Genomic DNA, 20,200 nt, shown 5'->3' on the forward strand with positions numbered 1-20,200 from the left:
AGTTCCTAAGCGATTAAGATTCTGATTTCTCAGTACCAGTAACCAATTCTTTAAGTGATGAAAGTACATCGGAATTGCTAGTTAGCTTGTTAGCCAAGCCAGCCAGCGCGATATTGCTCATATCGCCAGTATTTACATTGCACTTTTCAAGAATCGCACGGACGTCATCAGGCAAACTGCGGTCATTTTCAACGTACTCACGTACCAATGGGTTAAGAACTTCGGAGTTGGTAAAGCGCGTATCGATTCGCGCAGAATCCATTACTGTACGGCGTAGTTCTTCCATACCTTGGCCACCGAATAGTTTGATATCAGCTTCAGCAAGCGCAGAAGCCAATGCCTTAGCATTATCAACAGACATGTGGCGCTGTGCTTCGATACGAGCCAGTTCGAGCTCTTTATCTTTCTGTAGTTCAACAACCCACTTATCGTATTCACGGGTCTGCTCATCGTGTGCTTGAGCAGCTTCAAAACGAGCAGTCTGAGCTTTAGCTTCCGCCAAGCCTTTCGCTTGTAGTGCTTCAGCCTCAGCAAAACCAATTGCCTGCTTAGCGTCAGCGTCCGCTGTTCCTTTAGCCTGCATAGTTTCTGCTTCTGCAGTACCAATCGCACGGAGGCTTTCTGCTTCGGCTATGCCTTTTTCGCGAATAGCATCAGCTCGTTGACGCTCAACTTCAACTTCAGCCAAACCTTCAACCTGAATCTCTTCACGCGTTGCTTTCGCCATACGCTCTTTGGCTTCTGCTGCTTTTGTTTCAGAAATCAATTCGGCTTCAGCGTTACGTGTCTTAACATTAAGATCGTTTTCAGCTTCACGGTTCTTAATTTTAAGCTCAGCTTCGTTACGAATCAGTCTCTTTTCAGCCAGTTCCGCTTCAGCTTCTTTCTCTGCACGAGCATGGGCAATAGCCTTAATACCTTCGGCCTCAGCTTCTGCTTCCGCTTCGATTACTTGGACTTTCTTGCTACGTTCCACTGTTTCGAACGCACGTAGGTTCTTGGTCTCTTCCTCTTCACGAGCGATCTTACGTTCGATCTCTACACGCTGGGAACGTGTTTCAACCACAGACTTCTTAGATTCTTCGATGGCAGCTTCTTTCTCCATCTCTTGCTGGGAGATCTCTTTCTCGGTACGAACTCGTTCGGTTTCACGAGCGCGGTTCACTTCTTCTTGCTGAATTGCGAGCTGACGTTCATTCGCGACTTTTGTTAGTTCAACTTCCAATTGAACTGTTTCGCGTTTCTTCTCAACTTCTTCTTCAGTTTCAAGCTTAGCGACCTCAACAAGACGTTCATACTCTTGACGCTTTTCTTCTGTAAGAGCTTGTTCCTGTGATTCAATGATCTCGATTTCACGCTGTACGCGGGCTTCGTTTTCAGCATGCTGCTTATCAAGTTGTTTACGGTTAGCTTCCGCTTCAACGTTTTTCTGTTTGATATTGGTTTGCTCATCCTGACGGATCGCATTGGTTTCGATATTTTTGGTAGAAGTGATTGAGGCTATCTTACGAATACCCTCTACATCCAAAATATTCTGCGGGTTATGGGCATCGAAAGCTGTTTGATCCACTTTATCGATTACAACGTCATAGATTTTAAAACCATCCATTTCGCTGCCAATCACCTCCACCACAGCATCACGGAAAGCGCGACGGTTAGTTAGCAGTTCTTCAAACTCAAATTGTTTTACCGCTGTTTTCAACGCTTCAGAGAATTTTGGCTGGAAGTGATCTCGAAGACCCATTGGATCGGAAGCACCTTGCGTCGTAAATAGTTTAGCGACACGAACAATGTCCTGCTCTTCGTGATTTACACCAATATAAAAATCAACCTTGAGGTCAGCACGGATATTGTCTTTACAATGAAGGCCTTCATATTCCTCACCCTCCTGATCTCTACTACCGCTTCGAGTCACTGAGATATTTTTACGGGTAATATCCATATATTCGTAGCGATTAACTACAGGCCATACAAACGTACCTGTTAGAGAGGCACGCGTACCTCGTGTACCGTTTACAATCATTGCTTCACCTTCACGGCGTACTTTTTTGTAGCGCGAAGTTAAAAACATGATAAGGACAAGCGCGACAACGCCCGTGGTTGAAACAAAGAATACAGAAGCTCCTGCGTCCATGCTGTTCTCCAAAAAGAGTTATTTTTTGATAACGAGATATCGTTTATTTTCAGGATTTAATGAAACGATGAGCACTTCATCGCCATAAGAAATTGGGGTGTCACTGTCACAATAAATATCCAGCTGGTTTTCCAGACTGCCCTTAGTAACCACTGCTTCGCCAAATGTCTGGTTAACTGAATTCGAGCGAACGACAGCATTCATGCCAACATAGTTAATCGCAGCAAAGCTCTTTTCATGATCAAACAATGGCTGTAGGGGCTTTAGTAGGAAAGCCGCAATATAGAGGCTTACAAATAAGCTGGCCAAGATTGAACCCGAAGCAGCACCATAAAAAACCGCGCCACTCATTCCACTCAAGACAAATGAATCGATGTAATAGAGCAGTATGGTAGCGACGAAACTAACAGTGGTTAGGCTAATAATCAGCGGAACTTTGGTGATGCCAACGGGTAACAAAGTTCCACCAGGCACTTCGGCATCAACCTCAATCTCCATATCAACATCGGTGCTAAGAAATGGAATATCATCAACAAAGCCCGTTAATACTGAGATCAGCATTAGCAAAAATAAAAATAAAAAAGGAATTGCCGTAACGGCCAGCGGGAATGAGAAAAACCCTAAGAGAAAATCCATAAATATGTCCTATCTATTATGACCACGCACTAAACCTTGTGCTTTCCTTTGTCATAAACTGCTTTTAATCGAGTGTATGTTTGTTTTTATGAATGATCAATATGCGTAACTAAATAAATAGTATTCATTCTCAAATACTAATTGCTTAATCATTAGAAACATCAAGAATCACCATTGAATGGGACTTCTAACTTTCATAGGTTAGAATCACTCTGTTTTAGCTGTTTCTATTGGATCTGAACCTTATATGAGTGCGTTTACCCTACGCCCCTATCAACAAGAAGCCGTTGATGCGACATTAAATCACTTCCGCATAACTGATGACCCTGCTGTGATCGTGCTACCAACGGGTGCAGGAAAAAGCCTTGTTATAGCAGAGCTTGCTCGTTTAGCACGTAAAAAGATTATGGTGCTCGCTCATGTCAAAGAGTTGGTTGAGCAAAATCACGCTAAGTATGAAGCCTATGGTTTAGAAGGGGGTATTTTTGCAGCGGGCTTGAATCGCAAAGAGATCGAAAAACAGGTTACGTTTGCCAGTGTGCAATCTGTAGCAGCGAATATTGATCTTTTTAATAACGAATATTCGTTACTGATCGTCGACGAGTGCCACCGCATTAATGACGACGAAGATAGCCAATACGGACGAATCATCAGCAAACTCCAAGAGATCAATCCCAACCTAAAAGTGCTTGGGTTAACAGCTACGCCTTACAGAATGGGGATGGGCTGGATCTATCAGCAGCATTATCGTGGTTTTGTTAGAAGCGAGCAGGAAAAACCATTTCTTAACTGCATCTACGAACTCCCGCTCAGTTACATGATTAGCCGTAACTACTTAACTCCTCCAGAAATGGAAGATGCAGCAGTCGCGCAATATGACTTTTCAGCCTTAGATCAAACTGCATTTGGCACTTATGCTGAAAAAGATATCAATAATCTACTAACAAAATACAATCGCGTCACTAGGGCGATCATTGAACAAATAATTGAACGTGCTCAAGATCGCCAAGGCGTGATGATCTTTGCAGCAACAGTTGATCACGCCAAAGAGATCAGCACTTACCTTCCCGAAGATCAAACCGCTTTGATCACTGGTTCCTCCACCAGCGAAGATAGAGACCGCTTGATCAGTGACTTCAAGCTTAAGAAAATAAAGTATCTGGTTAACGTATCCGTTCTTACGACAGGATTTGATGCTCCCCATGTCGATTTAATTGCAATTTTAAGGCCCACCGAATCTGTTAGCCTGTATCAACAGATTGTTGGGCGCGGTCTGAGGCTCGCCCCTGGAAAGAAAGATTGCTTAGTCATCGACTACGCAGGCAATAACTATAACCTGCATCATCCGGAAGTGGGTGAAAAACGTCCTTCCCCGGATTCCGAACCGGTACAAGTATTTTGCCCTTCCTGTGGCTTTGCCAATATCTTTTGGGGTAAAACAGACAGCGATGGCAAAGTAATTGAGCATCATGGCCGACGCTGCAAAGGTCTGCTTGAAAGCGACGAAAGTGACACGCCTTCAGAGCAGTGTGATTTTCGCTTTCGATTTAAAGAATGCCCTCACTGTAATGCTGAAAATGATATCGCTGCCCGTAAATGTCACCAGTGCAATAAAGCGATTATCGACCCAGACGATCAATTAAAAGATGCACTGAAACTGAAAGATGCCATGGTGATCCGATGTGCTGGATTATCGTTGATCCAGAATCAGTCCAAGCTTCAGGTCATTTATCATGGCGAAGAAGGCGAAGAACTGAAGGAGAGCTTCGATTTTGCTAAGCCTGCCCAGTTAAAGCGCTTTAATGAAATATTTGGGCGCCGGGTTGCGAATAGCCAAGCACCCCAAAACTTTTCAAACATAGAAGAAGCGATAGCTTATGAATCACTTCTAGTTGCACCAGATTTTGTCATTGGACGTGAGCAAAAACACTATTGGCGTGTGCAAGAGAGAATATTTGATTACCAAGGTCGATATCGTAAAGCTAACCAGCTTTAAATTGATATCACAGCTTTATTCTTGATCTGACCAAACAGCCAGTTCATTGCCATTTGGATCAAGAAAATGAAAACGTCGCCCGCCGGGAAAACTGAAAATTGGTACTTTGATCTCACCACCAGCTGATTCAATTAGCGCCTGACTCGCCTCAAGGTTTGTACTATACAAAACCACCAGTGCAGCACCATTACTTGAATTGGATTTCAGATCAGCTTTATAAAAACCACCCGCTAATCCTGCGCCTTCAAAAGCGCTATATTCAGGCCCATAGTCGGTAAACTTCCAGTCAAAAAGGTCAGAGTAAAAGCGCTTAGTGCCGCCTAAATTATTAGCCGGTAACTCAATGTAATTAATTTGATTGTGCGCAGAACTCATTTCACATCCTCTTGATTTGAAAACTTGCAAAACCCAAAAAGCGTCTATGCTTTGTATATACCTTCGTTAAAAGCAACCAATTCAGTCTGACCTGATTGGAGTAAGAATGACATACAAGGTATTTATTACAACAGTTACCATGTTAATAACGTCAAATTTCCTCGCGGCTGCAGAATTGGTCGAAGGACAAACCTGCCCCGTTACTTTTAAAAATGAGCCGATTGGTTCACTGATCCTTTCCAAACCTTGGTATCACAGTAGTCGAAGTAATGCTCACTACATTGCGAGTGACAACGCCACTGGGATAGGTATCGAAATTCATTTAAAAAATAACTTTAGTGGGCAGGTGGATGGTTTAAATCTGGCTGATTGCGATCGCTTTAGGCTATTACAAATTCGCAGAACAACAGCCAAACTACTACCCGGAGAGAAAAACATTCAGATTGATGTACCCGATCAATTCACCAACCCTTTTTATGACAGCGCCCCTCTTGAGCACGGTTACGGCCTACATCAAACACCCATAGATGATTCAGATAAACCTTGGCAAGGTCGGCCGTACCGAGACTCTGCTGTCGCACTTTATGACACACCCTATGTTTCCGATAGCTGGGGGATTGAAGGTCAAGATATTGAGGTTAAGTTTGAAACCTGTGCCGTCTGTGAGAGAGAAAGCCAATTCGATACTGTTTTATCTTGTGGCCATTGGGGCTATCGCAGAGATTATATGGGAGGAATGACTGGCTGGAGCGAACCTGAATTTACCGGATTTCAGTGTTCAAGCTCCCCCAGTCCTAGCTTTCAACAAACACTTAATCATTCAAACAGAATTGAATACTCATACTGGATTCACTGGCGTTAGCCGCGCTTTGCAGCCTGAACATGCATCCAATCGCGGTCCTCAGAACGACCTAAACTAAGCCAACCATGCGACTCCCAGATATCCCACCAAGGATCTAACTCCTCTTTGGCTAAACTCGCACGATCACTACGCCAACGAAGTTTATTCTGCGAAGGAAACCAGTCTAACGCGATACCCCAAGCATGAGTCGACCAGGCACTGACACTACCGCGTTTTTTACGAGGATTATAGCTTCCTCCATATCGGTCTAAACCATATTCTCTTATTCCTGCCGGACCATAATGATCATGTACTTGAGTTAGAACTGATTCCAAATTGTCTTTTAACGATTCATGAATACTTATAGAGCGTGTTGTCTGGTTTAAATTCCAATCTAGCCTCAGCTCCCAAGGGCAAGTAGCTTTTGCAAGTGGCACTTGACCCGGCTCGCCATAGTAATGAGTTAAGTCAGATTCATTCTCTAAAGGGAAGTTATCTGGATTGGAATTAGAAGGACTGATATCAGCAAAGGACCGCCTTAAGCTCCCTTGCTCCTGAAGCTGGATCAAACGCTCTACAGCGTAATCGGTTTGCGGACCATAAAGCCCGTCAATCACACCAGCATCAATACGATGCTGATGACAAACGGATTGCAGATAAGCCACTTCCATTCGTTGTATTGACCACTGCTGCCAATTACTGCTGATTTTCCCCACCTGTGTCGTTAGTGCAGCAATAACCGCATGCTCTACACTGGCGTCGTTAGTAGCGCTGGAATCGGGTAAAAAACCCGCATCGATAAGGTAAGGTACAACGAGTGTACGCACAGTCTGATTCATATGACCTCCCTGTTGGCTTTTAATCATCCTTGTTTGACTAATGAGTATGGAATAAGAATCTGGCTTATTCCAGAATTTAAAACAATTGTTTAAATTATCACCAAAAACACAATAAAAAAACCGGACTATTGTCCGGTTTTGAGATACTCATTTATCTATTGATTAATCTGGACGGTCGTCCTTGAACATTCGCCAGCCACCGATCATGGTCGAGATCAAGCTCTGGCGCGACATAATATCTTCACGAATCGCCACATAAACGTGGATCAAAATAAACGTGATCAGATACCACATCCCTAGGCGGTGCCAGGTATGTACGTCTTGACTCTGCCCCATGAGCGGAATAACCCAGCCGAACAAAGTATCAGCCCAACTGCCGTGACCTAGGCCTTCGCTGTATAGAGCGAAGCCTGTAACGATCATAAACATCATGCCGAGCACGAAGAAGAAAAACATACCCACCTGAGCCAATGGATTGTGGCCGATATATTTCTTTGGAGTCTTCTCCAAAAACAGATACCAGCGCACTTCATGCCAAGCTTCTTTCCAGAATTTACCGCTAAAGAACGGCGGCACAAATAATTCACGTGCATGATGGTTGCCCACAAACGCCCAGTAGATCCGACCTAGGAATCCAATAGTTACGATATATCCCGCTGTAAAATGTGCAAAGCGGATATAACCCATCAGATAGTTATCAATTGCTTCACCCGGCATCGTTGGCAAAGGAACACCAATAAAATAGCCAGTTACACAAAGCGTGATAATAGAAAAGACAGTTACCCAGTGCCATAAACGTAATGGCGCTTCATACACATAAACAGCAGTCTGTTTACGTGTAATAACTGATTCTCCCACAACCTGATCTGAAGCGACTTCCTGAGCTTTATCTGACTTGTCAGGTTTAACCGATGCAGTCATATAAATAACCTCCTGAATTTAGGCGCTGCGTGCACAGCGCCACTATTCTTATCGAATTTTCACCTTAGTCAGCTCTTGACCATCTTCAGACATAACGTGTGTTGAACACGCAAGACATGGGTCAAAACTATGCAGGGTGCGAAGAATTTCAACCGGCTCATCAGGACGCTCCATTGGAGTATCCAACAAAGAAGCTTCGAATGCGCCAATATTCCCTTTGCTATCACGAGGCGAACCATTCCAAGTAGTAGGAACGATCGCTTGATAGTTATCGATTTTGCCATCTTTGATCTTGATCCAGTGACCTAAAGCACCACGAGGAGCTTCGTTAATACCAACTCCCATCGCCTCTTTCGGCCAACTACTTGGATCCCATTTCTCAACATTGGCAGTCGAGCTATCACCCGCTTTAATGTTGTTAACCAGTTGATACCAATCATCCAACATAGTGTCCGCACAAAGCTGACACTCAAGTGCACGCGCCAATGTTCGACCTAATGTACTTGGTAAGAACTGCTTAATGCCGAGATCCAGCCCCGTAGACTGATTAAATTCAGATAACGAGCGATCAACCTGCTCCTGAACATGCTCAGTACCAGAAGCATAAGCAATGATGTAGCGCGCTAAAGGTCCCACTTCCATTGCATGACCACGCCAGCGAGGTGCTTTAATCCAGCTGTACTTCGCAGATTCATCCAGTTCTTTAATATCTGTTTTAGTACCTTTTGTATTAGGGCCAAGCTCGAAGCTAGGCTCTGTCTCACCTTCCCATGGGTGCAAGCCCTGCTTCTCGCCTTCATAACGGTACCAAGAGTGATCAACAAACTCTTTAATCTGTTCTGGATCACGAACATCAACTGGATGCACTTCATCCCAGTTACCATTAACAATCGCACCTGCAGGTAACAGATCTGTAGATTTGTCATATGGCACTTGAGTGTACGTACCGTAAGACAGAAGGTTCTCTGAAGCTAAGCCACCACCGTACAACCAATTTTTGTAAATGCCAGCAATTGCCATAACATCAGGGATGTATACGTTCTTAGTAAACTCTTGTGCTTCACGAATACGCTCCAACACATAGTTCAAACTAGTCATATTGATTGGCGCACCTGAAGCACCAACGTCATCCAAGTTAATAGCACATGGCACACCACCTACCATGTAGTTAGGGTGCGGGTTCTTACCACCAAAGATGGTATGAATTTTTACCACTTCTTTTTGGAAATCGAGTGCTTCAAGGTAGTGAGCAACCGCCATCAAATCCGCTTCTGGAGGAAGTTTGTAAGCAGGGTTGTCCCAATAGCCGTTAGCAAATAGACCTAACTGTCCGCTTTCAACGAACTTTTTAAGACGCGTTTGTACATCCTTAAAATAACCTGGGCTAGATTTCGAATGGTGCGGAGAGACCATCTGCTGAAGTTCAGAAGTAGCCTTAGGATCTGCTTTCAGTGCATTAACCGGATTTACCCAGTCCAACGCATGCAGATGATAAAAATGTACGATGTGATCATGAATCTGTAGAGTTTTATCCATCATGTGACGGATAAGGTGTGCATTCAAAGGTACCTGAATACCTAAAGCATCTTCTACCGCACGTACTGATGTCAGTGCATGAGTACCCGTACAAACACCACAAATTCGCTCTACAAAGGCCCAAGCATCACGTGGGTCACGGCCTTTAAGAATCACTTCAAGCCCACGCCACATGGTGCCTGTTGATACGGCGTTACGGATAATGTTGTTTTCATCAACATTCACCTCACAACGCATATGTCCTTCAATTCGAGTTACAGGGTCTACAACAATGCGTCGGCCACTGTTATCTAGATCACTCGCATTAAATGGCTTATTCATTATTCCTGATCTCCTTTATGCTGAGCACGCTTAACCGCACTGACAGCTGCATGCGCAGCAACAGCGGCACCAACACCGCCTGCTACAGCCATACCAATCTCATCTGCATTTTTCTCGATACCAAACTGATGAATATCGGTTAAACGGTTATAGAACGAACCTTTGTCCCAGAAACCATCTTCAGAACAACCAATACAACCGTGGCCTGCCTGAATTGGGAAAGAGACGCCCTCATTCCAACGCACTGTAGAACATGCGTTATAAGTAGTGGGGCCTTTACAACCCACTTTATAAAGGCAGTAACCTTTACGCGCACCTTCATCATCCCACTCTTCTACGAACTGGCCTGCATCAAAGTGTGGACGGCGATAACACTTATCGTGAATACGCTGGCTGTAGAACATTTTTGGACGACCTTGACGGTCTAGTTCAGGCATTTTGCCGAAGGTCAGCATATAAGTAATAACACCAGTCATTACCTCAGCGATTGGAGGACAACCTGGTACTTTAATAATTGGTTTATCAGTAATAACTTTATGGATAGGAACCGCTTGGGTTGGGTTTGGACGTGCAGCCTGAACACAGCCCCAAGATGCACAAGAGCCCCATGCAATAATGGCAGCAGCATCCTTGGCTGCATACTTCAGTTTTTCAACAAAAGGTTTTCCACCGGAGATACAGAACATGCCATCTTCATTTAATGGTGGGTTACCTTCTACGGCAAGGATGTATTTACCTTTATATTTTTCCATCGTTTCATAAAGGATTTCCTGCGCTTGGTGGCCAGCTGATGCCATCAAGGTGTCGTCGTAATCCAAAGAGATCATGGATAGAACAACATCTTTTACCAACGGGTGAGCCGAACGAATAAACGATTCTGAACAACAGGTGCACTCTAAACCATGCAACCAGATTACCGGTGTACGCTCTTTGGTTTCCATTGCATGCGCAATTCTAGGCGCAAATGTTGGCCCTAAACCTAAGGCTGCTGCCGTTAAACTACAATATTTCAGGAAGCTACGACGTGTAATACCCTGACGTCGCATAACCTCATAGAAGGTTTCAATTTGTGACATATGTCTCTCCGCCAATGCCAGCCACCACAGCTATGCCCTCATCTTTGATTAGCTATGCATAACTACGTGTAACATTTTTATTTTTTTGTTCAGCTATCCTATTGGCAAAGATCGGGCCAAAAATATTACCCTTAAATTTCAGTCACTTATAAAAGCATTCGTATATAAGGAAGGATAAAGACTAACCAGTCATCCAGATAAAATGGTTAATCCCTTAACACCTATAAAGTCTAAGGCCACTTAAATGTATTTTAAATATATGTTTATTGACTGATATCAATATCTGAAAAGAGACGAAGAGATAAGATGGATTTGCGTTTCCAATAGAGAGGACTTACCTATGCAAGTTGATGTAACCGATATCCCACAAGTCGCGGTTGATTTTATGAATGATGATCATGCAGAAGCTGTCACCCTTCTTAATCGGTTATTCAACACTTTAGAAACAGGTAATGACCATGAAGTTGATGATGCTTTATCCAGCTTTTACCAACACAATGCCGAACACTTCGCCCGCGAAGAAGAACAGATGATCCGAATCAACTTTCCACCCTATACATGCCATAAAGGTGAGCATGAACGCGTTTTACAGGAGATGCGTGAAACTCAACAACAATGGCAAGCAAACCATGACCGCGCAGAATTAAACAGCTACCTTAAAAACACGGTTATTCCTTGGTTTGTAAATCATATAAATACCATGGATACAGTGACAGCCATGTTTATCAGCCAACATTGCGCCTAACCAGAATCGGCTACTAATAATCCGAATTTTAACTAACAGTCGAGCCTCCCCTCTCGGCTGTTAACCTTGTACTGCACTCCAAAGAAATCGAGCAAGATAACGGTATAAATTTCTTATCATAGATTAACAATCCAGTCTATTGTTAAACGCGTAAGCAAATTCTGCTATCCTTCTGCGAAATTATTCACTCATGCCAAATAACACAGCAAATTGCTGTCTTTGAGTATTACGGATCAATAATGAGCAAATATTGGAGTGACGCAATTCAGCGTCTAACACCTTACGTGCCGGGTGAGCAGCCTAAAGAAAGCGGTATTACAAAGTTAAACACCAACGAAAACCCTTACCCTCCTTCGCCGAAGGCGGCAGCGGTGATCAATAACTTTGATACAGCTAGATTACGACTCTACTCCGACCCAGATTGCACTCAGTTAAAAGATGCACTTGCTAACCACTTTGAAGTTGAGCGTAAGAATGTCTTTGTTGGTAACGGTTCTGATGAGGTACTTGCTCATACCTTTGCAGCGTTCTTCCAACAAGAACAACCACTACTGATGCCAGAATTCACATACAGTTTCTATCCGGTTTACTGCAATCTTTTTGATATCGAATTTAAGCTGTTACCCCTAGGTGATAACTTTGAGTTAAACCTAGAAGACTATAACCAGCCAAATGGCGGTATTATTTTCGCTAACCCGAATGCGCCGACTAGCCGTGCAATCGAGTTAGGTGAAATTGAAGCATTAGCTCAACGCAATACTGAAACCGTGATTGTGGTTGATGAAGCCTATGTAGATTTTGGCGCTTCTAGCGCTGTTGAATTAACCCAAAAATATGACAATGTTTTGGTTATTCAGACCTTCTCCAAATCTCGTTCCCTAGCAGGTATGCGAGTTGGATTCGCAATTGGTCACGAAGATCTAATTGCAGGTCTAGAACGCGTCAAAAATAGCTTTAACTCTTACCCTCTAGACATGCTAGCAATTGAATCGGCAGTTGCTGCTGTTGAAGATAATGACTACTTCGAAGCGACTACGAAGAAAATTATCTCGACCCGCGAGTGGACGGTTAATCGTTTAGAAGAGTTAGGTTTTATTAGCTTACCGTCTAAAACTAACTTCTTATTCAGCACGCATCGCTTTATTGAGGCCGCTGAATTGATGGGTTTCCTTCGTACGAAGAAGGTCTTGGTACGCTACTTCAGCAAACCAGGAATCGATAATTACCTTCGCATATCGATTGGCACACAAAAAGAGATGGAACTGCTAATCAGTACCTTAGAACAACATCCTGATATCTGTAAGATGCCTGTTAAGCCTTAAACAACACTGCTTAGCTACTGCAAAACCTCTGATAAAGCTGCCTTTCAGGTAGCTTTATCTTATTAGCCCCTTAGATTAATCAAACTTAAGTAATACTCAATATACAGGGTCAGAAAGGTGTAAATACCCCTGATTATTTAATGGACACTAAGGAACCATTGGCGTCACGAATATTTATACCTATTATTAGTTTTACTTTAGGGCTGCTTCTTTACCTAGAGTTTATGAGTACAACGGTTTTGTACTCGTCCGTGTTTATTCCATTGCAAGATTTCAGGGCGCACAGTTGTGCGCCCTTTTTTTATCCATTTCACCTGAACAAAAATCAACTCATAAACCGTATGTACGCACTATACTGATATAGTTAAATCAGGAGCGCACTCATGCCTATTAATCCAACTGGGTTTGCCACCAACCCCTACTCTCAATTCAATCAGATTCAGAATCGAATAAATGAAACGGAAGAACAGCTCGCTTCCGGCCAGCGAATAAATAATGCAGCAATCGATCCTGCCGGCTTGCAAGTGCTCATCGACTTCCAAACTCAAATTAGAGGAAACAGCGCAGCCATTCGAAATAGTCTTGATGGTGTATCAGCACTTCAGATTGCAGATGGTGGTGTTAATCAAGTCAATGATTCTCTACAACGTATTCGCGAACTGTCCATTCAAGCTCAAAATGGGATTCTAAATGAAAGTGACCGTGCAGCCTTGCAAGGTGAAGCAGATGCACTATTAAGCGGCATACAGGAAACCCTTGGGCAAAGTACTTTTAACGGCCAATCATTACTCGCAGAAGAGGGTCAGCTACGCCTGCAAACAGGTCCTGGTACAGAGGATTCTCAAAACATCAGTACTTTCAATGTCAGTGATGAGTTTGATAACAGTGGTCTATTCACTTTAGATATTAGCGACGTAGGTGCTCTGGATATTATCGATCAAAACCAGTCGTTTTTAGCGACGGTATCAGGTGAAATAGGCGCAAGCCAAAACAGATTAGACAGCACGATAAATAGACTTACCGAAACTAATATCAATGAAGCTTCAGCAGCTTCTTTTATTGGTGACACAGACTTTGCTCAAACGGCATCAGAACGTGCAAGCGCGCTTATCCAACAAGATGTAGGTATCGCACTGCAAGCACAAGCCAATGCTAATCGAGGGCTCGTACTCAACCTACTAGGATCGTAAAGTGCAGTTAAGAGAGTAAATTGGACTGAAGCACTGCACTTTTAAACTCAGCTAAACTAGTGTTCAAACAATCCAAGAGTTGAGGCTCTGAAATACTCACATTTTGCTTAGCTTTTTCTTCTACAAAACCGGCCAAAGCACCTAACCTTTCGCCCCCTAACATGCGAGATGAACCTTTTAGGGAATGAGCAACTTTTCTTAGTTGTGTTTGATCAGCATCGTCAAGCACCTGACCAATCTCGTTAATCTCCCGTTGAGCACTTTCCCAGTAGATGTTAAATACGTTCTCTAAATATTTACCATCTAGCTTTAGCGCAATTGCTGTTGCCTCATTGAAGGCAGGCAACGACATCAACTCACTTAAAGACTCAGACGAAGACATGTTTGTTACGTTTACTTGATCGGCCACTGTTAACTCCCTGATACCCATCTATATCGGCGAAAATCCATTCTTTGATAAAAGATAGCGAAAAACACATATATTAAAAGGTTACTTTAGAATAGGCATAAAAAAGGGGTGATAAATCACCCCTCTGCCATTAGCACGCCTAAAACCTAGTTCACTTTGAAGCGCTGCACCATTTCCTGCATGCGTGCCGCCACGTCGCTTAACGCTATACTTGAATTTGCCGTCTCATCAGCCGCTACTCGGCTCTGTTCAGCAATAACACGTACATTACTCAAACTTTGACTGATTTCATCTGCGACAACACTTTGCTGTTCAGCAGAACTAGCAATCTGAGCATTTACTTCATTCATCTGCTCAACCGTCATACTAATCTGGTTCAATGCAGAATCCGCCTGATCAACCAGCTCAATACACTGATTTGCTTCTTGTGTACCTTGATTAACAACGCTTACAGTCAAGTTAGCACGCGCTTGTAGATCATCAATCAGATTGTGAATCATCTCAGTGGATTGCTGCGTACGCTGCGCCAAAGACCTCACTTCATCAGCAACTACGGCAAAACCTCGCCCCTGCTCACCCGCTCGTGCCGCCTCAATCGCTGCATTCAAAGCGAGAAGATTGGTCTGTTCTGCAATCTCACGAATCACATCGAGAATGGCATTAATATCCCGTGTTTTTTGCTGCAGATGCTCCACTTCCGAAGATGTTTTATCCAAACTTAAAGAAAGGCGATTCATACCCTCTGTAGCAATCTGCATTTTTTGACGGCCTTCCATCACCTGATGGTTAGCACTATCCGCAGAAGAGGCTGCACTAGACGCATTATCCGCAACATGCTGCGCCGTATACGCCATTTCAGTCACTGCAGAGGCAACCTGATCAGTCTCTTCTTGCTGCTGCATAGTTCCCGCACGAGCCTGTTCTGTCAGAGCCGCTAACTCTTCTGCAGACATACTCATGTTATAACCTGCCTTGTTAATTTCAGTGATCATTTCACGGAATCTAATGGTGGTATGCCCCAAAGCCCCCTGTAATTTCCCCACTTCATCTTTACGGCTTGTTTCCAGAACCTGAGTCAAATCACCTTCAGCCAATGTATCGGCGTAACTAACAGCTTCGAGGATAGGACGAGTAATCATTCGAGTAATCCAAAGCGCAAAGAAAACGCCTAAAATGACCGCAATAACAGAGATCACAATCACAGAAATAAGGCCCTGATGATTGTGTGACTGTAACATTGGTCCTAGCGAGTCTTGATCAGCAATAACTGACAGCTTTACTTTTTCAACATTACTCGCAACTTGGGGACCGATCACATCAAGAGTCCCAATCACTAGGTTATTGCGCTGATCGATTGTCTTATGGATTTCTAAAGTTGCAGCCAGATATTTATCTCGTGCTTTAGCAAAACGATCTAACAGCTGTATTTCATTGTCCAGCAGGAACACCTTTTTCAGGCTTTCTAGATGTTTTGTTAGAGCACCATCCAATTTATTGATCGAAATCTGAAAATCTTCTTGATGGTTCTTTTCCATAAAACGAACAAGATATAGCCTTGCTAACAGCAGATCTTCCTGCAAATTAGAAGCTAAAAATGCCAATTCAGGTTCACCACGGTTATTAGCTAACTTTCGTAACTGAGTAATACTGTCACGCATCACCGGTCCTTGTTGTGCTAACGTGTTGTAATACAACTCATCCTCAGTCTTAACGAGGTCAATAACTTTCTGGAAAGTAGTTTTATACTCTTCTAAAAGCAATGCCGTTTCCGTAATTAAACGGCTACGCTCTGGGTTGTTAATCTCTTGCTTAGAATGTTCTAAAAACTGGTTCATTAGCGCCATACGTTCTTCATATTGCTCTAATGATTGTTTGTCATGACTGATAAGAAAGTTTTTTACCGACATACGCACTTTCAGCATATTGGCCTGTAAGCGCCCTGATAGATTACTATCGCGCGCCAACTCACGGTATTGAACAAAGCCATCTTCCGCGTGGTGTAAGCCTTTAATACCTGTAAACGATGCCGCTACCAGCAATAACAAGATAAAACCGAAACTCAAGCCGATCTTACTACGTAAATTAAATCTGTTTAGCTTATTCATGTATTTGCACTTACTACATTAGGATTAAAGAATTAAATACAAAGGATAATCAATAGCAGTTGATAGTATTTATCATTTAGATCCATTTCAATAATAATCGATCAAAAATCGAGATTATTTTCAGGCTGGTTACGATCTATACAGTACAGAAGGATTTATTGGACAATTAACAAACAATTCAAACGATAACGCTAAAGCGACTTTACCGTTGCAACCAGAGAGTAATTGCTTAATGTTTTCAATTCAAACACTGAAGGCTCAAGCTACTTTATTGTTTATTTTCAGGAAATTGGCTGACAAAGTTTAAAATACCTTGTTCTAAGGGATGACCTTTTCGATAGATAACCGAGATCTCTATTCTTTGCTGTCCTTGGGTAACGGGCACTGATTTAAGTGCATTTTCATAGCGGCTCCCTATCACCATATTTTCGCCGATAACGGTGTATCCCAATCCAGCGGCAATGCAGCCAAGAATGCCATCAGCACTACTCATCACCATCATCTCATCAGTAAATCTATCACCTAATTCTTGCCATGCTAGGGCACACTTCCTGTAACCACAGCCCTCTTCTCTCACAAACAGAACGGGCTCGTATTCTTGATCTACTGGAGTTACAAGCACAAGCGACTCATGAACAACGGGTATGATCCGTAGATCCTCATGCGACTTAGCATTTCCGACTAACGCGCAATCTAACTGATCGTTCAAAATAGCGAGTGCTAATCGGTCACTTGTATCTGTATAGATTCGAGGAAGGATTTCTGGATGCTTGCGTTTAAGCTGTTTCAGCGTCGTGGGTAGGTGAACCGCAGCAAAAGTTTCAGGCATGCCTATACGAAGTTCGTAGTTCCCTTTGCTTTTTAAGATAGCGGTTGATGCTTGATATTCCAGCTGCAAAATCTGGGAGGCATATTTATATAAAAGCTGGCCTGTCGTTGTAAGCTCGAGCTTTCTCCCTACCCGAATAAATAATTTAGAATCAAGTTCGTCTTCTAACTTCTGAATTCTTGTAGTGATATTAGACTGCACTGTATTAAGTTTTTCAGAGGCACCTTTAATACCCTCTTCATCAACAACAGCCTTAAACGTGCGTAACGCTACAATCTCCATATAATTCTCTTTTATTGAAGTTTTAATTCTAAAAGATTCACTTTTTAAGATTATCAGAAAGCGCTATGGTTGTTGAACATAAATACAATAAAAACCCAAAAAGCATTTATGAACAACACACTTACAAAAAGCCAGGTCTATTTTGCAGGTATCTGTAGCCTAGTTGTTACAGTGGGAGTCGCTCGCTTTTCCTACACACCTTTACTGCCAATCATGCAGGCAGAGGCAGGCCTTACTGAAACGGGCGGCGGCTGGCTCGCAACCGTTAACTACATTGGCTATATGATCGGTGTTCTGATTGCGGCAAGCCTAAACAATCTTCACCACAAGTATCTATTACAGAAGTTATATTTGGTACTCAGCGTGGTAACAAGTGCAGCAATGGTTATCTCTAGCGACCTTTATACTTGGTCTGTTATGCGCTTATTGGCAGGAATCTGTGCTTCAGGTGGGTTAATCATCTCCTCTGGGCTAATCTTAAGATGGCTGGTCAACAATGGTCACAGGGGCGAGCTCGGCATCCACTTTTCGGGGATAGGCATGAGCATAGCTGTCTCAGCTATCATCGTAGAAATCCTTTTACAATTCTCTGCTAACTGGCAGCAACAATGGCTATTTTTTGCCGCCGTAGCAGCAATTATTGCAGTACCGGCATGGTTATGGATACCTCATCCTAACAACCATTCTGATCACGCTCAGGCAGCACCTAAAGACAATCCACCCAGCAAAAAATTTACTCGCCTATTCTTACTGGCATACTTCTGTGCAGGTTATGGTTATGTCGTTAGTGCGACTTTTATTGTCGATATCATTGAAGGTCTAGAAGGTTTAGAAGGTCAAGGCGCCTTATCCTTTGTATTAATAGGACTTTCTGCTATTCCAGCCGTGGTTCTATGGGATAGAGTCGCACGCAAGTACGGCTATTTAAAAGCTCTATTTGGTGCTTATAGCCTGCAAATCATTGGCATCATGATTCCTACACTGAGTGATGCATTACCATTAATTGCCCTGTCAGCAATATTATTTGGAGGCACCTTTGTTGCCTGCGTAAGCCTCGTGCTGACGATGGCAGGCCACTTCTTCCCTAGCAATCCTTCTAAATTCATGGGCAAGATGACCCTCGCTTATGGCTGCGCTCAAATAATTGCGCCATTTTTAACCGGGCTATTAGCCGAGAATTTGGGGAACTACAATCTAGGCTTATATCTTTCAGCCATTGTCATGGTAGCGGGATCAGGCTTGATTCTGGCGCTGATGACGATTGGTGAACGACCAGCAGACTCTAATAAACCTCGTACTCTTAGCGTAAAAACATAGCCCTATAGAATAGCCTTGCTTTGATCAAGGATAAAAGTAAGCTAGAATTCAAATGACCGTTTGGGTTTTTGGGAAGAACTAAGGAACGTTCTAATCTCATGGAAGAAATAAAAGATATATTATTACTCGTCGTGACTAGTTTCAGCGGCCTCGCTGGAATAATTTATTGTCCTTATATTTTCCTTATAACCTTCAGCATCCTTTTCTTTGTACTGTATCGTTTAAAGGCTAATACAGTTAAATAACTTAGCATTTCTCCAAGTTAAAATATGTGGTAACTGGAGAGCTTATTTTTCTTTCAAAGTCGAAGTATCAAGACTTTTAATCCTCACTTCTGTTATGAAGTATTTCCACAACAATATTTCATTCTTTCAAATCCGCGCATCAACCCACACTCAATTAGCACAAACTAATATTGCTTGCACTACACCCTTTGAACAATAGATCAAAATGTAACCAGCAAGGTAAAATTCAAACGTTCAACAACATAAATGCAAACGTAACACCCTCTATTCACGGATATGAAAATGCTGAAACTGGTTAAGGATTTCATTGATTATCAATTCACTTACTTTTGGGTTGAATCATCCGGCACTAAAGCCCGTAGAATAAGCAAAAAACTCCCAACACTGGAACATGCAAGGGAATGGTTCATTGATTATCATTATGCGCAATATAATGGGATAGAAAGAAGAAAGTCTAAACAAGATCAACGAAAAAATTCAAACAACCGATTCAATCCAATCCTCTGTAAGAGAAACGCCTCCAACCGAGGAAGAAGAATAACGGATAAACCAATACAGATTGATATCGACCTATCTAAAAAGAAAATTAAATCACTTCAAGAAACAGCTTGTTCAGAATAAATTTATGTTGGTAGTGGATGCGGCAAGAAAATGTAGAGCAATGCAACCTATCTAAGAACGCCTACTATTTTCGAAATAGATATTTCAGAAAGAACAATGTTAACGAATTCGTAAATCTTACGTAGAAACTTGAAGATAGAGGAAATAACGAGAAATTGGTGATGACCCCACCAGCCACATTCCGGCACATGAATCCACCGCTGTGGCTGCTCCCTTCCGGGCCTGACCAGGTTCACGATTTATCATTGCGGAAGGACCAGCAGGGCCACCATAGCGGGCCTGAAGGGCCTTGTCTGAGCTAGATCACTCAAGACAGGCGCGCAGTATACCAGTGATTTTTTGAGATGCAAATGCAATTATTTAACTCTCTGTTTTTATAGAAATAAAATTCATATTCAGACCCATGACTCAACCCTCAAGGTCTCTACTGAACTCCTGATGTTTCTCTTCATTTTAGCCG

Annotated in this window: 17 protein-coding genes and 1 other RNA gene; 7 read left to right on the forward strand and 11 right to left on the reverse strand. The window is 42.8% G+C overall.

Translation table 11 applies throughout. From position 1 onward, the window contains the following. Positions 1-13: 13 nt before the first annotated feature. Both ACMXYS_RS09380 and ACMXYS_RS09385 read right to left on the reverse strand, forming a co-directional pair. On the reverse strand, positions 14-2,134 hold the full coding sequence (locus ACMXYS_RS09380) for a hypothetical protein (protein WP_415896339.1): 2,121 nt from the start codon (positions 2,132-2,134) through the stop codon (positions 14-16). A gap of 18 nt (positions 2,135-2,152) precedes the next feature. Then, positions 2,153-2,770: a hypothetical protein gene (locus ACMXYS_RS09385; RefSeq protein ID WP_415881460.1), complete on the reverse strand. Its 618-nt coding sequence runs from the start codon at positions 2,768-2,770 to the stop codon at positions 2,153-2,155. A 247-nt stretch (positions 2,771-3,017) separates the two neighbouring features. Here ACMXYS_RS09385 and ACMXYS_RS09390 point away from each other — a divergent pair, with 247 nt between their 5' ends. Further along, positions 3,018-4,766: a DEAD/DEAH box helicase family protein gene (locus ACMXYS_RS09390; RefSeq protein ID WP_415896340.1), complete on the forward strand. Its 1,749-nt coding sequence runs from the start codon at positions 3,018-3,020 to the stop codon at positions 4,764-4,766. 15 nt (positions 4,767-4,781) lie between these two features. On the opposite strand, the gene ACMXYS_RS09395 is transcribed toward ACMXYS_RS09390, so the two are convergent. Next, a complete protein-coding gene (locus ACMXYS_RS09395; protein WP_415881462.1) occupies positions 4,782-5,141 on the reverse strand; it encodes a VOC family protein in 360 nt (119 codons plus the stop codon). Between the two features lie 106 nt (positions 5,142-5,247). Between ACMXYS_RS09395 and ACMXYS_RS09400 the strand changes: the two genes are divergently transcribed. Next, positions 5,248-6,003, forward strand: a complete 756-nt coding sequence (locus ACMXYS_RS09400) for a hypothetical protein (RefSeq protein ID WP_415896341.1) — start codon at positions 5,248-5,250, stop codon at positions 6,001-6,003. On the opposite strand, the gene ACMXYS_RS09405 is transcribed toward ACMXYS_RS09400, so the two are convergent. From ACMXYS_RS09405 to ACMXYS_RS09420, 4 genes are all read right to left on the reverse strand, one after another. Next, positions 6,000-6,821 (reverse strand): hypothetical protein, encoded by an 822-nt coding sequence (locus tag ACMXYS_RS09405; RefSeq protein WP_415881464.1) that lies wholly within the window; start codon positions 6,819-6,821, stop codon positions 6,000-6,002. The genes ACMXYS_RS09400 and ACMXYS_RS09405 overlap by 4 nt on opposite strands. A 162-nt stretch (positions 6,822-6,983) precedes the next feature. Continuing rightward, positions 6,984-7,742: a Ni/Fe-hydrogenase, b-type cytochrome subunit gene (gene cybH, locus ACMXYS_RS09410; RefSeq protein ID WP_415881465.1), complete on the reverse strand. Its 759-nt coding sequence runs from the start codon at positions 7,740-7,742 to the stop codon at positions 6,984-6,986. Positions 7,743-7,790: 48 nt separating this feature from the next. After that, on the reverse strand, positions 7,791-9,599 hold the full coding sequence (locus ACMXYS_RS09415; protein WP_415881466.1) for a nickel-dependent hydrogenase large subunit: 1,809 nt from the start codon (positions 9,597-9,599) through the stop codon (positions 7,791-7,793). After that, entirely contained in the window at positions 9,599-10,675 is a 1,077-nt protein-coding gene (locus tag ACMXYS_RS09420) for a hydrogenase small subunit (protein WP_415887894.1), read from the reverse strand. Before ACMXYS_RS09420 ends, ACMXYS_RS09415 begins: the two co-directional genes overlap by 1 nt. A 340-nt stretch (positions 10,676-11,015) precedes the next feature. Between ACMXYS_RS09420 and ACMXYS_RS09425 the strand changes: the two genes are divergently transcribed. The 3 genes from ACMXYS_RS09425 to ACMXYS_RS09435 all read left to right on the forward strand — a co-directional run bounded on the left by ACMXYS_RS09425 (position 11,016) and on the right by ACMXYS_RS09435 (position 13,932). Next, entirely contained in the window at positions 11,016-11,420 is a 405-nt protein-coding gene (locus ACMXYS_RS09425) for a bacteriohemerythrin (protein ID WP_415896342.1), read from the forward strand. A gap of 239 nt (positions 11,421-11,659) precedes the next feature. Continuing rightward, entirely contained in the window at positions 11,660-12,742 is a 1,083-nt protein-coding gene (gene hisC / locus ACMXYS_RS09430; RefSeq protein WP_415896343.1) for a histidinol-phosphate transaminase, read from the forward strand. A 383-nt stretch (positions 12,743-13,125) separates the two neighbouring features. Beyond that, positions 13,126-13,932, forward strand: a complete 807-nt coding sequence (locus ACMXYS_RS09435; RefSeq protein ID WP_415896344.1) for a flagellin — start codon at positions 13,126-13,128, stop codon at positions 13,930-13,932. 7 nt (positions 13,933-13,939) lie between these two features. On the opposite strand, the gene ACMXYS_RS09440 is transcribed toward ACMXYS_RS09435, so the two are convergent. The 3 genes from ACMXYS_RS09440 to ACMXYS_RS09450 form a co-directional block, all read right to left on the reverse strand. After that, positions 13,940-14,341 carry an Hpt domain-containing protein gene (locus ACMXYS_RS09440; RefSeq protein ID WP_415896345.1) on the reverse strand — a complete coding sequence of 134 codons (402 nt, stop codon included), beginning with the start codon at positions 14,339-14,341 and terminating at the stop codon, positions 13,940-13,942. A 146-nt stretch (positions 14,342-14,487) separates the two neighbouring features. Then, positions 14,488-16,446 (reverse strand): methyl-accepting chemotaxis protein, encoded by a 1,959-nt coding sequence (locus tag ACMXYS_RS09445; protein ID WP_415896346.1) that lies wholly within the window; start codon positions 16,444-16,446, stop codon positions 14,488-14,490. A 268-nt stretch (positions 16,447-16,714) separates the two neighbouring features. After that, complete coding sequence (locus tag ACMXYS_RS09450) at positions 16,715-17,557, reverse strand: LysR family transcriptional regulator (protein ID WP_415896347.1); 843 nt, start codon at positions 17,555-17,557, stop codon at positions 16,715-16,717. A gap of 108 nt (positions 17,558-17,665) precedes the next feature. Here ACMXYS_RS09450 and ACMXYS_RS09455 point away from each other — a divergent pair, with 108 nt between their 5' ends. Together ACMXYS_RS09455 and ACMXYS_RS09460 are read left to right on the forward strand one after the other, a co-directional pair. After that, entirely contained in the window at positions 17,666-18,874 is a 1,209-nt protein-coding gene (locus tag ACMXYS_RS09455) for a YbfB/YjiJ family MFS transporter (protein WP_415896348.1), read from the forward strand. Positions 18,875-19,401: 527 nt separating this feature from the next. Beyond that, the gene (locus ACMXYS_RS09460) at positions 19,402-19,740 is read left to right on the forward strand and encodes a hypothetical protein (protein ID WP_415896349.1); all 339 of its coding nucleotides are present in this window, start codon (positions 19,402-19,404) and stop codon (positions 19,738-19,740) included. Positions 19,741-19,905: 165 nt separating this feature from the next. On the opposite strand, the gene ffs is transcribed toward ACMXYS_RS09460, so the two are convergent. Then, an RNA gene (gene ffs / locus ACMXYS_RS09465) (signal recognition particle sRNA small type) lies at positions 19,906-20,002 on the reverse strand. Between the last annotated feature and the right edge of the window lie 198 nt (positions 20,003-20,200).

The sequence above is a fragment of the Neptuniibacter sp. QD57_21 genome (genome assembly GCF_047778075.1).
Lineage (GTDB): Bacteria > Pseudomonadota > Gammaproteobacteria > Pseudomonadales > Balneatricaceae > Neptuniibacter.